Consider the following 13,629-nt stretch of genomic DNA (forward strand, 5'->3'; position numbering starts at 1 on the left):
CCTGCGCCGGGCCATCCCGTCTGGCCGACAAGGTCGAACAATGGCTTTGGGCCTGCCCGAGCCCCAGGCAAGTGCTGACCGAGGCCGAACTATGCGACAGCTTTGGCATCGGCCGCCGCATGGCCCGCCAAACCGCACGCGTATTGGAACAGCGCGGGGTGATGATCCCGCATCGTGGCGGCAAAGGGGCCGGAGGATTGCGCCCTGCCGCGCCAAGCGCCGAACAGGTCACGCATGCGCTGGTTGAAACGATTCATCATGATGTCAGCCCCCGTGCGGTTGCCGAAGCGCGCCACCTGCTCTGGCCCGTCCTGAAGGGCAAGGAGGACGCCCTGTCCGTATGGCTGCGCGCCACTATCGACCACATCGGCAACGGCCGCCAACCAGCAGCCGAACCGGAAACGTTCAGCAGCAATCGCAAGTCGAAGGCCATTGCCGCGTCCCTGTTGTCCGAGATGGCCGGCGCGCCTCGGCAGGGCGAGACCGTCCATCTGGGCTCGCTCGATGCGATTGCGGATCGCTATGGCACAAGGCTGGACGTCGTGGTTGAAGCGGTACGCATCCTTGAAGACAGCCAAAAGGTGATTTTGCAACGTGGCCGTGGCGGGGGCGTGCTGGGCTGCTTCGGGTCGGCTTTTCAAGCCGCACGCATGACGAATGCCTTTCTGGCCAGCCACAATGTCCCGTTGGAGGCATGCCGCAAGCTGCTGGAACAGATCAATATTGGCATGATCGATCTGGCTTGCCAGCGGGGAACGGAACGCAATCTTGATGACCTGAACCTGGCCGTGGCCAAGATGGAACGCGCACGCAATGCCACCGATGTCGGCTTGGCATGGTACCCCCTTCAGCGCGAGATTGCCGCGCTGGCGCAGAGCCCCTTGCTGCATGTTCTGGCACGCTGTCTGGCAGGCACATTGCTGCTTCGCCGACTGACCTGTGCCGATTTGCCCGAGGGGGAGGCGCATGAACTGTTCGATGCCAGTATGATAATTACAAAAAACATTCGAAAGGGAACCGCGGGTCTTAATGCGCTGCCCCACCACCGTTGCCAAAACGCGCTATCCGCCAGTTGGTAAAGGATAGAGATGCATTATCGCCGATACCCGTTATGATGCCGGTTCAACCCGTAAAACCTTCGAGAACGGCAATTGGTACGATCGTCACCCGGATCGCAACCGACGCAACCCCGGTTTTGCGCAAACGGCCAATGACACGGCCGTGCGCATCGGCGGCAATCACGCCAATTGCAGCGCCTGCGGCAACCCGGAAAAGCATGAGAGCACGATGCCGATCAGCAGTTTTCCACCCAACCCTTTTGGCCTGTATAAGACAACCGGCAATGCGTGGGCATGTGTCGGCCAATTTGGGCGGCCCATGCGACAGGCATGCCGAGCGGGGCGGCGCATGGTTTTACGCGCCGGGCAGCCTTCGCTCCGCGATCCGCATCAAGGACCTGAACGAACGGCGCAATTATCACCATGGTTTTCGTCTGCCCCGAACGCTGTGATGCACACCGCCCCTAGGCGGCGTCGAGAAACCGGCCGATTATCCGGGCCATGTCGGTGGCATGAGTAGTGAAGGTTCCGGCCGACCATGGCAACTCCATGACCTCGCCATGACGCATCAATCCGCGTGCGCGCAGGCTTTGCGTGCGCAGGATATCGTTCGGGCTGACCACCAGGATCGGTTGCGTCACGCGCGGCAGGGCGGCGCCGGCGTCATAGGCAAAAGACGCCTCATAGCCCCAGATGGAGCGGGTCGGATTACGGTTCACTTCCCAGAAAAAGGCCCATGCGTCCTCCTCGCTCATATCGCGCTGCATGGCCCGCATGCGCGGCCAGTCCGCAGCGACCTTGTTGGCCGCAGAATCGAAAGTCAGCCCGGCGTAAGCGGCCTCGCTTTCGCGCATCGCGACAATCTCTTGAGGCGTATAAACAAGAGCCGAATTGATCACGATCCTGCGCACCAGATCCGGCCTGCGGATGGCGATGTCCAGCGCGGTCGAGGAACTGGTGTGATTGCCCAGCACGTCGATCTTTCGCAATTTCAGGCTGTCGGCCATGGCGATCATCGCCTCGGCGTAATCTTCGATCCGAGGCTGGGACGGCGGAGCATCCGACAGGCCGTAGCCCGGCGTATCAGCGGCCAGCACCGGGCGCTGGGCCGCCATCAAAGGCAGAAATGCGGCATAGGATCGACTGGAACCCGGACTGGCATGAAGGCACAGCAGCGGGACCTTGCCGGGCATGCTCGCCGGGCCGCCTTGCCAATAATGAACCTGTCCGAACCGACAGGGGGCGAAACCTTGCCGGAAGGACGCGAAAGCCGAGCCGACCGCCGCCGCACGGGCCTTGCCGCTGCCGAGCGCCACCGCCGCAGACAGTCCGGCCAGCATGACATTGCGACGATCCATTGCGATTGCTCCCGATGCAGGCCCGATCCGGGCGAGGTCCTCAGGAAAGTGACTGATCAGCCGCCACGCGCCGTCGCCAGTCTGCTCCCTGCCCGCCAGTCGGATTGACCGGACACAGCAACGCCGAGCGGCCCAAGCCCTGATGCCCCCGAGCCATAAAAATGGTCATACAAAGCGGCGCTTATCGCTTGGCTCGTAGTCATGAATTCCGGGCCGGACACCCTACCCCGGGCCGCGCAAGTGCGGAACGCATTTTGACAATCCTGTCGTGTTTTGAACGCGGCGATGAGGCCCTTGGCCTGGCCGAGGTCACGCGCCGCACCGGGCTGACTTCTGATCCATGACCCACCCCTTTCGCGAGGCTATCTGGCCTCCCGACTTTTGGCCTAACAGCCGCAGCAGGCAGATTGGCTTTGGCAGGCACCCCTGCGCACCAATATTGCGATATTCACTTTATTTAACAATCTACTATTCCAAACCCGGCGCATCCGACAAGGCGATCACCGCTTAGGCCGGGAAAGCGCCATTTGCGCCTGAAAGCGACGCGGAGACATGCCGAATTGGGCTTTGAAAGCCGCACCGAAAACGCTTGGGCTGGTATAGCCCAGACTGCGGCCGATCTCCTTGCTGGAACGGTTGGTGGTGAGCAACAGATCAGCCGCCAGCCGCAATCGCAATTCCATCAGGAAAACATAGGGAGAGACACCGGCCACAGTGCGAAACCGGAGGGCAAAGGTTGACCGCGACATATGGGCGACCCCCGCCAGTTCCTCCACCGTCCATCGCCGCGCCGGATCTCTTTGAATTGCCCCGATCGCCCGCGAGAGCGCGGGGTCCAGCAAAGCCCGCCGCCAGCCCTGCACCTCGCGCTCTTCATCAAGATGGACCGCGATGGCCGAGATGAAGATAATCTCCGCCAGCCGCAGGATGCTTGGCACATAGCCCGCCGAGGGCCGTTCCTCATTCAGCGTGGCCACAAAAGCCTGGAGCCAGACCGCAATATGGGCCGTCTTGCTCGGGATGCTGATCACGGGGGGCAGCCCCTCCATGAAAACCTCACCCCAGCCCGGCGCCACCTGCAAGGGCATCCCGGCCATCCGCGTGAGTTCTGCCCCCTCGCCCAGCGCGACATGGACAATGCGGTCGCCGCGCCGGTCCTGAGCCCAAATAGGATAGCCCCGCTTTTCCCAAATCTGCGCCAGGGGCGTCAGTTGCACACCATCTTGCGAACAGGTGGCGTGCTTGAGCGGGCGGGTCAAAAGCAGGACATCGCCCGATTGCAGCCAGCGCGGGGCAATGCCTTCGCCTGTGAACAGGCATTTGCCCTCCAGCATCACATAAACAAAGGCGGATGCGAAAGGCGGCACCTCAAGCCCCCAAGGGGCGCGAAATTCGCACAGACTGAGCCGTGTGGCCGAGACTCTGAGCGAGGCCAGGATCTCGGCGAGTGGATTGCCATCGTCATCGTGTGCGCCCATCGGACGATTTCTACATTATTATGGCGGCTCTGACGATAGACACTTCGCGATTGGAATCGCATTTTTCCAACCCAAGCCGACAGCGTTCAACCCGAAGCAAAAATGGTGATGGGCAACGCGAAAAGTGGGCAGGGAGAGAATATGACAACCACATTCCATGAAACAACCGGCCTGGCGCTTGGCTCTTTTGGCCTCGGCACGTTTCGTGATTTCGCAGGGCGGATTTTTGCCGGCGTGGTCAATCCCGACGGCACCGTGTTCGATCTGTCGCCGTCCTACGCCGACACCCATGCCGTGCTTGACGATTGGGCCCGCGCCAAAGACATGCTGCACACCATTTCGGTCAAGGGCGGCCCGGTCCAATTCCACATTTCCGAACTGGAAGCGCGCCCTGTGCTGGCGCATCCCAACATGCTGTGCACGGGCGCGAACTATCGCCAGCATGTGGCCGAAATGATGACGCACAACCGCTTTAACCAGCATAATCGGCACGATGGCGAAAGCGATGAGAGCTTCTTTGAACGCAATCTGGCCATTATTGACCGCCGCGCCCGCGAGGGTATTCCCTATTTCTGGACCGGCCTGCACTCATCGCTGGCCGGTGCCAATGACCCGATCGCCCTGCCCCTGATCGGCCAGCAGCCCGACTGGGAGCTGGAATTTGGCGCGGTGATTGCCGGGAGCGGCCGCTATCTTCAGCCCGCCGAAGCCGAAGACCTGATCGCCGGCTATGTAATGGTCAACGATCTGGGCACGGTCGATGAATTTCGCCGCACCGATGTCCAGTGGGGCTTTGACTGGGTCAGCAAACATCAGCCCGGCTTCAAGCCCTGCGGCCCTTTCATGGTGCCCAAGGAATTTGTCGATCTCTCGCAAGTGCGCATTCATCTCGCGCTCAACGGCCAGACCATGCAGGACTGGCCCATCAGCGACATGATCTTTTCACCGGACCAGATCCTTTCCTATGCCTCCGAACGCATCAGGCTGATGCCGGGTGATTTGCTGATCACCGGTTCGCCGCCCGGAAACGGGGCAATGCATGGCGGGCGCTGGCTGCGCCCCGGCGACGTCATCGACAGCAGCATCACCTTTCTGGGGCGGCAGCGCAACGATGTGGTGGCCGAAGATGCACAGGGCCGGGTTCCGAAATGGGGCCCCTTCCCCACCACCTGAATGCGCCGCCCCGGCGCCGACTTTCAGACGCCGCCGGGGCGTCAGACCTTGAAAACAAAAAACTCCACCCATCGATGGTGGAGATCAGCACGGGAGAGATTCATGAAGCAGGTCTTGCTAACCACAACCTGTGCCTGGGCCATGGTGTTCGGCGCGAACAATGCCGGCGCGCAAACCGCCAGCCCCGCGCCCGCAGCGGCGCCATCGGCGGCCATGGGCATAACGGACATCGTGGTCACCGCGCAGCGCCGATCGGAAAGCCTGCAAAAGGCAGCCATTCCGGTCAGCGCCGTCACCGGAGAGGCCTTGGCCTCGGCCGGGGTCACGCGCCCCACGGAACTGACGGCGCTTGTCCCCTCGTTGCAGGTCGCCGCGCCCGCCGGGCCGTTCAACATCTTCTACCTTCGCGGCGTTGGCAATTTCAACGCCAACGCCCTGTCCGACGCGGCGGTTGCCTTCAACATCGACGGCGTTTTTCTGGGCCGCCCCTCGTCCACAACCGGCTTCTTCTATGACCTTGACCGAGTAGAGGTCGTAAAGGGCCCGCAAGGGACGCTCTATGGGCGCAACGCCACCGGCGGCGCGATCAATGTTATCAGCCACAAGCCGGATTTGGGCAAAACGGCGGCCCGCGCCTCGGTGGAATTGGGCAATTATGGCCAGCAGCGTTTCGATGCCTCCGTCAACGTCCCGCTGGGGGATCAGGTGGCGGTCCGCCTTGCCGGATTTCGGGTGCGCCACAATGGCTATATGAACGACGGGACCGATGACCAGAACGATTGGGGGGGCCGCCTTTCGCTCAAATATGCGCCGACCGGCAATTTCACGCTGAATGTCACCGCCGATTATTTTGATCAGGGCGGGCGCGGTCCGGGCAACACCTCGCTGGTGAACATTCGCGGTCAGGCGGTGGGGACCGGTTATCTGGTGCCGCCCACATTCGATGTCGGTGATCGCATCGGCTTCCTGTCGGCGCAGGGGCAAGCGCTGTTTACCAGCCTGCGCGCGGCAACGCTGAACCGGCCCTATAATCCGATCACGGATCAGCCATTCCAGAACAACAATTTCTGGGGCATTTCCGCCACGGCGGAATGGAAGACCGGGGCGGGCACACTGACCGTCATTCCGGGCTACCGCGAGGGGCACCTTGATTATCTCAGCTTTGCCCCCGGCTTTTACAACCGGTCCAAGGAAAATCAGAACCAGTCAACGCTGGAAGTGCGCTTTGCCACGCCGGACAGCGCGCCGCTGCGCGCCCTGATCGGCGGCTTCCTGTACGATGAGCGCATTCGCGATCCTTTCAACGCCTTTGCCTATCAGGCCGTCGGCCAATACCAGTCCGGCCTTGATCTTTCGACCAAGAGCAGGGCGCTGTTTGGACGCCTGACCTATGCGGTGACGGAGCGCTTTCGGGTAAATGTCGGCGCCCGGCAAACCTGGGACAGCAAGCAGGCGGCGGGCAATTCGCTCACCATTACGCGCACCTGCCGCGCGGCGCTGACCAATTGCGCCAATGCGCCCCAATTGCCCTATGGGCCGACGCCGCCGGACCAGTTGCTGCCCCCGCCCAGCAACGCGGGAGCGCCCATCGTTGATGCCCAAACAGCGCTTACCGTCGCCAACAATCGTGATTTCCAAAAGCTGACCTGGCGCGCCGGGATGGATTGGGATGTCACGTCCAGCAATCTGCTGTATTTGAGCTATGAGACAGGTTTCAAGGCGGGCGGTTTCTACTTCGGCCTTCCCGACGCCAATGGGAATGGCGGCACCTATCAGCCGGAAAACATCCGCGCATGGACGCTGGGGTCGAAGAACAGATTTTTCGCCAACCGGCTGCAGGTGAACCTCGAAGTCTTCGACTGGCAATACCGCGACCAGCAGATCAGCTATCTGTTTGCCACAGGCAACCCGCCGGTCTTTGTCTTCGGCACACAGAATGCCGGTCGCTCCCGCTTCACCGGGTTTGAAGTCGACATGCGCGTGGCGGCTACGCCGACAACCACGCTCAACGCCGATGTCCAGTATCTCGATGCCAAATACGAAGCCTTCCCCACCGCGGCCGGCGTGGGCCAACGCCCGCCCAATGCTCCTGCGTGGACGCTCAACATGGGGGCGGAACAGCGGATCGATCTGCCCTCGGGCGATCTGGTGTTGAATGCAAGGTCGCATTTCCAGAGCCGCACGATGACCGGGCTGGAGTTTCTCGATCTGGAATCGCAGAAGCCCTATTGGCTCGCCGATGCGCAGATGACCTACAACAGCCCCGGCCATCGTTATTACATCAGCGCCTTCATCAACAATATTTTTGACAATACCGTCAAATCGCAAACCTTCCCGACGCCTTACGCGGGCATTCCGGCCAATGCGAGCTACACCTCCTCGGTGGCTGGATCGGGCGCGATTGCCACGACCTTGCGCCCACCCCGCACCTTTGGCGTTCGCGCCGGCATCAATTTCTAGCCAGACGCCATGCAGAGCCCCCGCCGCGCGCGGGGTGCTCACCTTTTTCTCTCTTAGCCAGGTAGCAAAATGGGCCAGTTCATCAATCTGACAATAGGAAACGAGACCACCCGGGCTTGGCTGAGCCTGCCCTCGCGGCCCAACGGCCGGGGCATAGTGCTGGGCATGTCGGTCTGGGGGCAGAATGCGGATCTGTGCAGTTGGGCGGATTTCATGGCCGATCTCGGCTATGCGGTAATCGCGCCCAACCTGTTTTGGCGCAATGCGCCCGATCATGCGGTGGATTATGATTTTTCCCGTCTCGAAGACGTAGGCGCGATCATGAACCAGCAGAATGATGAGCAGGGCGTCGAGGATCTGGCCTGCGCCGCAGCCGCACTCAAGGACCTTGCCGGATGTGACCGGCTTGGTCTGGCCGGATGGTGCTATGGCGGCCGTATTGCTTGTCTCAGCGCGCTGAATGACTTGTTTTGTGCAGTGGTTGCCTTCTATCCCACGATACTTGAAACGAGATTGGATATCGTGGACCACCTCAAGGCCCCCCTCAGCATTCATCTGCCCGAGATCGAGCGTTTCGCGACGCGTGATGACGCAATCGAGCGCATTGTCGCCGCCTTTGCCGACCGGGCCGATGTTGAGACCTTCGTCTACGAAGGCGCCACGCATGGCTTCGGCTTCTCGCCCCCCCATCCCAACCATCATCCCGCCGCAGCCAGACTGTCGAACACGCGCGCGGCCCTGTTCTTCGACCGGCACCTGAACGGCGGGCGGCGATGAACGACATGGTCGCGGGTGATCGCCATGCAAACTGGTTTCGCCGCCTTTCGCCCGTCCAGCGCCGCAGCTTTTGGGCGGCCTTTGGCGGCAATTCCCTCGATAATCTTGATTTCAGCCTCTTCAGTTTCCTTGTCCCCACGCTGATCGCCACATGGGGCATGACGCGGGGCGAAGCGGGCCTGATCGCGGCCAGCACCACGATCACGGGCGCGCTTGGCGGGGTGCTGGCGGGAACGCTGGCCGACCGGTATGGCCGGGTCGCGGTGCTGCAGGGGACGATCCTGTGGTTTTCGGCCTTCACCTTCCTTTGCGGCTTTGCCCAATCTCCCGACCAATTGCTTGCACTTCGTGCGCTGCAAGGGCTTGGCTTTGGTGGCGAACTGGCGGTAGGCGCGGTTTTGATCGGTGAATCGGTTGCCGCACATGACCGGGGCAAAATCATGGGCGGCGTGGCCAGCGGCTATGCCATCGGAGCCATCGGCGCCAGCGCGCTCTATGCCGCAGCCTTCCTGCTCCTGCCGCCTGAAACGGCGTGGCGCGCGGCCTTGTGGCTCGGAATTTTGCCAGCGCTTCTTGTGCTCTATGTCCGCAAAGGCGTGCGCGAACCGGAAGTTTTCGCAAGCACCGAGCGCATGGGCATGTGGACCTCGTTCAAAACCCTGTTTACCGGATCCCTCCTGCTGCGGACGTTGCTTGCCGTCGTGCTGGTTGCCGGGATTACCGGCACGCAACTGACGCTGGCCATCTGGTTGCCGACATGGCTGCGGACCGAACGCGGCCTTACGGTGCTGAACACCAGCACCAATGCGATCATCGGCTACATCGGTTCCTTTATCGGCTTTCTCATCGGCGGCTATCTTGTCGACCGACTGGGGCGACGCAACAGCTTTCGCTGGTTTGCCGTCATCACATTTGTCTCGGTGTGCTTCTATCTGTTTTTCCCGATGTCCAACGCCATGCTGCGCTTTGTCGGCGGCCCGGTCGGGGTGGTGCTTGTGGTCATGGGGGTCGGTATGACGCCCTATCTGACCGAGCTCTTCCCCACAGCGGTCCGGGCCAGCGGTCTGGGCTTATGCTACAGTCTGGGCCGGGCTTTGGGCGCGCTGGCCCCCATCGTGGTCGGGGTGATTTCCAAGGATTTGGGAGTGGGCTCTGCCATGCTGTGGCTGATGTCCGGCTGCCTGCTTCTGGTCATCATCAGTGCAAGCCTGCTTCCTCGCGAACCGGATGAAGTGGCCAATTCAGCGTTGCGGTAATGCCCACTGACCGAGCTAATCCCGGCACCCGGCAATGCCTTGCGTCATCAGTCTTGCCAGGAACCGGGCCAGACCGGCAATGTCGGCATCGCGGGTTTTCAACGCGCCAAATATGGCCTCGGTGCCGGTGGCAAACATGATGGAGGCAAGGAGTTTGCGCTCGCTTTCCGAAAGGCGGTCCAAGGCGCCCAACTGGGCAACATCCATTTCAATATCGGCAAGCAAGGCCCTGATCTGCGCCGACCCGAACAGTCTTGATCGGATATGATGCTGGTTGCGTTCAAAGAACTCCGCCCCCCCCGGCACGGATAGCAGCATGTTCATGAAGGCAGCATAGCCTTTGCCGAGCATCGTCTCGATATCGCCCGCGCCCTCTCTGGCCACCGCAATCTCATGGCGGATGCGCTCGATCAGTTCGGCCACCAGCTTGTCGAAAAGCGCCTCCTTGGTGCGGTAATAATTGTAGAAGCTTCCGGCAGAAACCTCACTCTCATTCACAATGTCGCGCACCGTGGCGCCATCAAGCCCCAGGGTCGAAAAGACCTTCCACGCCGCCGCCTCGATCTTTTCCATATTCTGCGCGCGGGTCATCTCGCGCTTCTCGGACAGGTTGTAGGGCGCCTTTCTCTGGTTCGGCATCTGGGCACTCTTGGGCTCGGGGGAATTTTTTGAGCCGCGCTTAGGCCATCAATTGCTGTCCGGCGTCAACAGGAACGATGGTGCCGGTGATATGTCGCGCCGCATCGCTGGCCAGAAAAGCGGCAAGCGCGCCGACATCCTCGATCGACACCAGCGTACCGGCTGGCGCGGCTGCGGCGGCGCGGTCCAGCAATTCGTCAAAGCGGTCAATCCCGCTGGCCGCGCGCGTGGCAATAGGGCCGGGCGAGAGGGCATGGGCGCGGATGCCCTTTGGCCCCAATTCGGCCGCAACATAACGCGTCGCGCTTTCCAGCGCCGCCTTGACTGGACCCATCAGATTATAATGCGCCACCACCCGTTCCGAACCGTAAAAGGTCACGCACATCAGACAGCCCCCATCCGACATCAGCGGTTCGGCCAGCCGCGCCATGCGCAAAAAGCTGTGGCATGACACATCCATGGCCAGCGCAAAGCCTTCCGCCGAGCAATCGACGACCCGGCCCTGCAGATCCTCCCTCGGCGCAAAGGCGATGGAATGGAGCAGAAAGTCCAGCTTTCCCCAACGCGCCCTCACCTCATCAAACAGCGCTTCAAGCTGGCCCGGTTCACGCACATCGCAGGGCGCCAGCCAGTCCATGCCCAACCGCTGCGCCACTGGCTCGACAAAGGGTTTGGCCTTGTCGTTGAGATAGGTCGCGGCCAGCGTGGCGCCGCATTGCGCAAAGGCCGCCGCGCATCCGGCGGCAATGCTGTGCTCATTGGCGATCCCGACCACAAGGCCGCGCTTCCCCGAAAGATCCACCAATGGTTTCATGCCCTTGCTCCCTGCTGATCATCCAGCATGTTGAAAGTGTGGAATGCAATCATGCGTTCTTCATCGGTGGGGATGACCCGCACCGCGATGCGGCTGTCGGGCCGGGAGATCACGGGGGCATTGGCGGCATTGGCCGCCTCGTCAAGAAGGACGCCTGCCCATGCCATGCGCGCGCAGATGGCCGAGCGGATGACAGGATCGTTCTCGCCAATCCCGGCGGTAAAGACGATGCCGTCCAGCCCTTCGAGCGAGCCGATCAGAGCAGCCATCTGGCGCGCGACGGTCCAGACGAACAGCTCTATCGCCTCTTTCGCATGAGGGTCCGCACTGGCATGGAGCACGCGCATATCGCCCGATATGCCGGACACGCCCAGCAGGCCGGACTGGCCATAGAGCAGGGCTTCGACCTCATGCGCGCTCATCCCCTCCTGAAGCATCAGATGCAGGACGGCGCCCGGGTCCAGCGCGCCGCTGCGCGTGCCCATCATCAGCCCATCGAGGGCGGTAAACCCCATGGTCGTGTCGATGCTGGCCCCCACGCGCATCGCACAAAGGCTCGCCCCATTGCCCAGATGGGCGACGATCACCCGCCCCTTGGCCAATCCGGCATCGATGTCGCCCAGACGCCGGGCGATATATTCATAGGACAGGCCATGAAAGCCATACCTCCGAACCCCTTGTTCCGCGAACCGACGCGGCAGGGGCAATCGCGTGGCCACCGGCGGCATGGCATGATGAAACGCGGTATCGAAACAGGCGACCTGAAGCAGATGCGGCGCCATGCGGGCAATCTCGCAGATGGCGGCCAGATTGTGGGGCTGATGCAACGGCGCGAGCGGGGAGAAGGCCTCAAGCCTGACGACGAGGGCCGCATCAATCCTTTGCGGCGCCCGGAAAACCCCGCCCCCATGCACCACCCTATGCCCCACCGCGACGATCTCATGCTCGCGCAGATGATCCTGCGCCCAGCCATAGAGTTCGCCAAGCAGATCCTCATGGGTCAGCCCCGCCCCGCCGGGCCAGGATTTTTGGAGCAGGACTTCGCCGTCATCCTTGCGGACAAGGATGCGCGGATCGGTGCCGATCCCTTCCAGCTTGCCGCCCGCCGCGTGGCGCGGCCCGCCGTCATCCAGCGTATAAAGGCCGAATTTGATGCTCGAAGAGCCCGAGTTGAGGCTGATGAGGGCGCGGCTCACAAGGCGGGCCTGAACAATCCGGGCGCCGCCTTTGTCCCGGCATGGGCCAGCAGCACGGCCACGGCGCAAGAAGCAAGGCGGGTGGTCAGACTGTCGGCCCGGCTGGTCAGGATGATCGGCACCCGCGCGCCCAGCACTATGCCCGCCGCATCCGCCCCGCCCAGAAAGGTCAGTTGCTTGGCCAGCATATTGCCCGCCTCCAGATTGGGAACCACGAGGATTTCCGCCTTACCCGCGACCGGCGAGACAATGCCCTTTTCCTTGGCCGCGTCTTCATTGATGGCATTGTCAAAGGCTAGCGGGCCGTCGAGCAGCGCGCCTGCAAACTCGCCCCGATCCGCCATCTTGCACAGCGCCGCCGCGTCGATGGTCGAGGCAATGGCCGGGTTCACCATCTCCACGGCGGAGAGGATGGCCACCTTGGGCTGTTCTATGCCGATCACATGGGCAAGGTCGATCGCGTTGCGGATGATATCGGCTTTCTCGGCCAGAGTAGGCGCGATATTGACCGCCGCATCGGTGATCAGCAGGGGCCGGGGATGGCCCGGCACATCCATCAGATAGACATGGCTGATCCGCCTTTCCGTGCGCAATCCGGTTTCGCGCGCGACCACCGCCGCCATCAATTCATCGGTATGAAGCGACCCTTTCATCAGCAGCCCGGCCTCTCCGGTTCGGACCAGTTCCACCGCCGCCGCCGCGGCCGCATGGCTGTGGGGCGCATCAACGATGCGGAAGGAGGCGATATCGACCCCGGCCTCCTGCGCTGTCGCGCGAATGCGGGCCTCGGGGCCGACCAGAATGGGCACGATCAATCCGGCCTCCACCGCCTCGGCAACAGCGGCAATGGCCGCCGCGCTGCAGGGATGGGCGATTGCGGTGGTCACCGGATGGGCGGCCTTGGCCGCCGCCATCAACCGGCGATAGGCGTCATGGCTCGACAGGCTGACATCGGGCAGGCTGGCGCGAGGGCGCCGCACTTTACGGGTTGGCGCCTTGACACTTGCCACGCCGCTGATGACCTCTTCGCCCGCCTGATTGGTGCACAGGCAATCGAGCGTGACGATATGGTGCTGCTCCGCCTTGGCGGAAACGGTGAGGCGCGCCGTGATCGTGTCGCCCAGCGCCACAGGCCGCAAAAAGCGCAGGCTCTGTTCCAGATAGATCGTGCCCGGCCCCGGCAATTCGGTGCCCAGCACGGCGGAAATCAGCCCGCCGCCCCACATGCCATGCGCGATGACGTGGTGAAACATGTCGCCCTCGGCATATTCCGGGTCGAGATGGGCGGGATTGACGTCTCCGGACACCAGCGCAAAAAGCTGAATGTCGCGCTGGCTCAGCGTGCGAGAGAGGCTGGCAGTATCGCCGATGGCAATCTCGTCAAAGGTGCGGTTCTCGATCATGGCGGGAGGCGTCATCA

Annotated in this window: 13 protein-coding genes and 1 pseudogene; 8 read left to right on the forward strand and 6 right to left on the reverse strand. The window is 62.3% G+C overall.

Going from position 1 to position 13,629, the window contains the following annotated elements; all coding sequences use genetic code 11:
- The first annotated feature begins 197 nt into the window (after nucleotides 1-197).
- The 3 genes and pseudogenes from PQ467_RS11355 to PQ467_RS11360 all read left to right on the forward strand — a co-directional run bounded on the left by PQ467_RS11355 (nucleotide 198) and on the right by PQ467_RS11360 (nucleotide 1,510).
- Complete coding sequence (locus tag PQ467_RS11355) at nucleotides 198-1,079, forward strand: hypothetical protein (protein ID WP_274173515.1); 882 nt, start codon at nucleotides 198-200, stop codon at nucleotides 1,077-1,079.
- Nucleotides 1,080-1,221: 142 nt separating this feature from the next.
- A pseudogene (locus PQ467_RS22755) lies at nucleotides 1,222-1,341 on the forward strand (hypothetical protein); the annotation flags it as partial.
- Between the two features lie 13 nt (nucleotides 1,342-1,354).
- Nucleotides 1,355-1,510: a hypothetical protein gene (locus PQ467_RS11360; RefSeq protein ID WP_274173516.1), complete on the forward strand. Its 156-nt coding sequence runs from the start codon at nucleotides 1,355-1,357 to the stop codon at nucleotides 1,508-1,510.
- A gap of 12 nt (nucleotides 1,511-1,522) precedes the next feature.
- Here PQ467_RS11360 and PQ467_RS11365 read toward each other — a convergent pair whose 3' ends face one another.
- Nucleotides 1,523-2,416, reverse strand: coding sequence for an alpha/beta fold hydrolase (locus PQ467_RS11365; RefSeq protein ID WP_274173517.1), 894 nt, complete (start codon nucleotides 2,414-2,416; stop codon nucleotides 1,523-1,525).
- A 161-nt stretch (nucleotides 2,417-2,577) separates the two neighbouring features.
- On the opposite strand from PQ467_RS11365, the gene PQ467_RS22760 reads away from it, so the two are divergent.
- A complete protein-coding gene (locus tag PQ467_RS22760; protein ID WP_443192944.1) occupies nucleotides 2,578-2,760 on the forward strand; it encodes a helix-turn-helix domain-containing protein in 183 nt (60 codons plus the stop codon).
- A 156-nt stretch (nucleotides 2,761-2,916) separates the two neighbouring features.
- On the opposite strand, the gene PQ467_RS11370 is transcribed toward PQ467_RS22760, so the two are convergent.
- On the reverse strand, nucleotides 2,917-3,894 hold the full coding sequence (locus PQ467_RS11370) for an AraC family transcriptional regulator (protein ID WP_274173518.1): 978 nt from the start codon (nucleotides 3,892-3,894) through the stop codon (nucleotides 2,917-2,919).
- A 141-nt stretch (nucleotides 3,895-4,035) separates the two neighbouring features.
- On the opposite strand from PQ467_RS11370, the gene PQ467_RS11375 reads away from it, so the two are divergent.
- From PQ467_RS11375 to PQ467_RS11390, 4 genes are all read left to right on the forward strand, one after another.
- Nucleotides 4,036-5,067 (forward strand): fumarylacetoacetate hydrolase family protein, encoded by a 1,032-nt coding sequence (locus PQ467_RS11375; RefSeq protein WP_274173519.1) that lies wholly within the window; start codon nucleotides 4,036-4,038, stop codon nucleotides 5,065-5,067.
- Between the two features lie 102 nt (nucleotides 5,068-5,169).
- Nucleotides 5,170-7,527, forward strand: coding sequence for a TonB-dependent receptor (locus PQ467_RS11380; protein WP_274173520.1), 2,358 nt, complete (start codon nucleotides 5,170-5,172; stop codon nucleotides 7,525-7,527).
- 69 nt (nucleotides 7,528-7,596) lie between these two features.
- Entirely contained in the window at nucleotides 7,597-8,304 is a 708-nt protein-coding gene (locus PQ467_RS11385) for a dienelactone hydrolase family protein (protein WP_274173521.1), read from the forward strand.
- The gene (locus PQ467_RS11390; RefSeq protein ID WP_274173522.1) at nucleotides 8,301-9,560 is read left to right on the forward strand and encodes an MFS transporter; all 1,260 of its coding nucleotides are present in this window, start codon (nucleotides 8,301-8,303) and stop codon (nucleotides 9,558-9,560) included. Before PQ467_RS11385 ends, PQ467_RS11390 begins: the two co-directional genes overlap by 4 nt.
- Nucleotides 9,561-9,575: 15 nt before the next feature.
- Here PQ467_RS11390 and PQ467_RS11395 read toward each other — a convergent pair whose 3' ends face one another.
- Genes PQ467_RS11395 through PQ467_RS11410 form a run of 4 tightly spaced genes read right to left on the reverse strand, consistent with a single transcriptional unit; the run spans nucleotide 9,576 to nucleotide 13,627 of the window.
- A complete protein-coding gene (locus PQ467_RS11395) occupies nucleotides 9,576-10,199 on the reverse strand; it encodes a TetR/AcrR family transcriptional regulator (RefSeq protein WP_274173523.1) in 624 nt (207 codons plus the stop codon).
- A gap of 40 nt (nucleotides 10,200-10,239) precedes the next feature.
- Entirely contained in the window at nucleotides 10,240-11,013 is a 774-nt protein-coding gene (fabI, locus tag PQ467_RS11400; protein ID WP_274173524.1) for an enoyl-ACP reductase FabI, read from the reverse strand.
- Nucleotides 11,010-12,209 carry an acetate/propionate family kinase gene (locus PQ467_RS11405; RefSeq protein WP_274173525.1) on the reverse strand — a complete coding sequence of 400 codons (1,200 nt, stop codon included), beginning with the start codon at nucleotides 12,207-12,209 and terminating at the stop codon, nucleotides 11,010-11,012. Before PQ467_RS11405 ends, fabI begins: the two co-directional genes overlap by 4 nt.
- Entirely contained in the window at nucleotides 12,206-13,627 is a 1,422-nt protein-coding gene (locus PQ467_RS11410; protein WP_274176144.1) for a bifunctional enoyl-CoA hydratase/phosphate acetyltransferase, read from the reverse strand. Before PQ467_RS11410 ends, PQ467_RS11405 begins: the two co-directional genes overlap by 4 nt.
- Nucleotides 13,628-13,629: the final 2 nt, after the last annotated feature.

Source organism: Novosphingobium sp. KACC 22771 (assembly GCF_028736195.1).
Lineage (GTDB): Bacteria > Pseudomonadota > Alphaproteobacteria > Sphingomonadales > Sphingomonadaceae > Novosphingobium.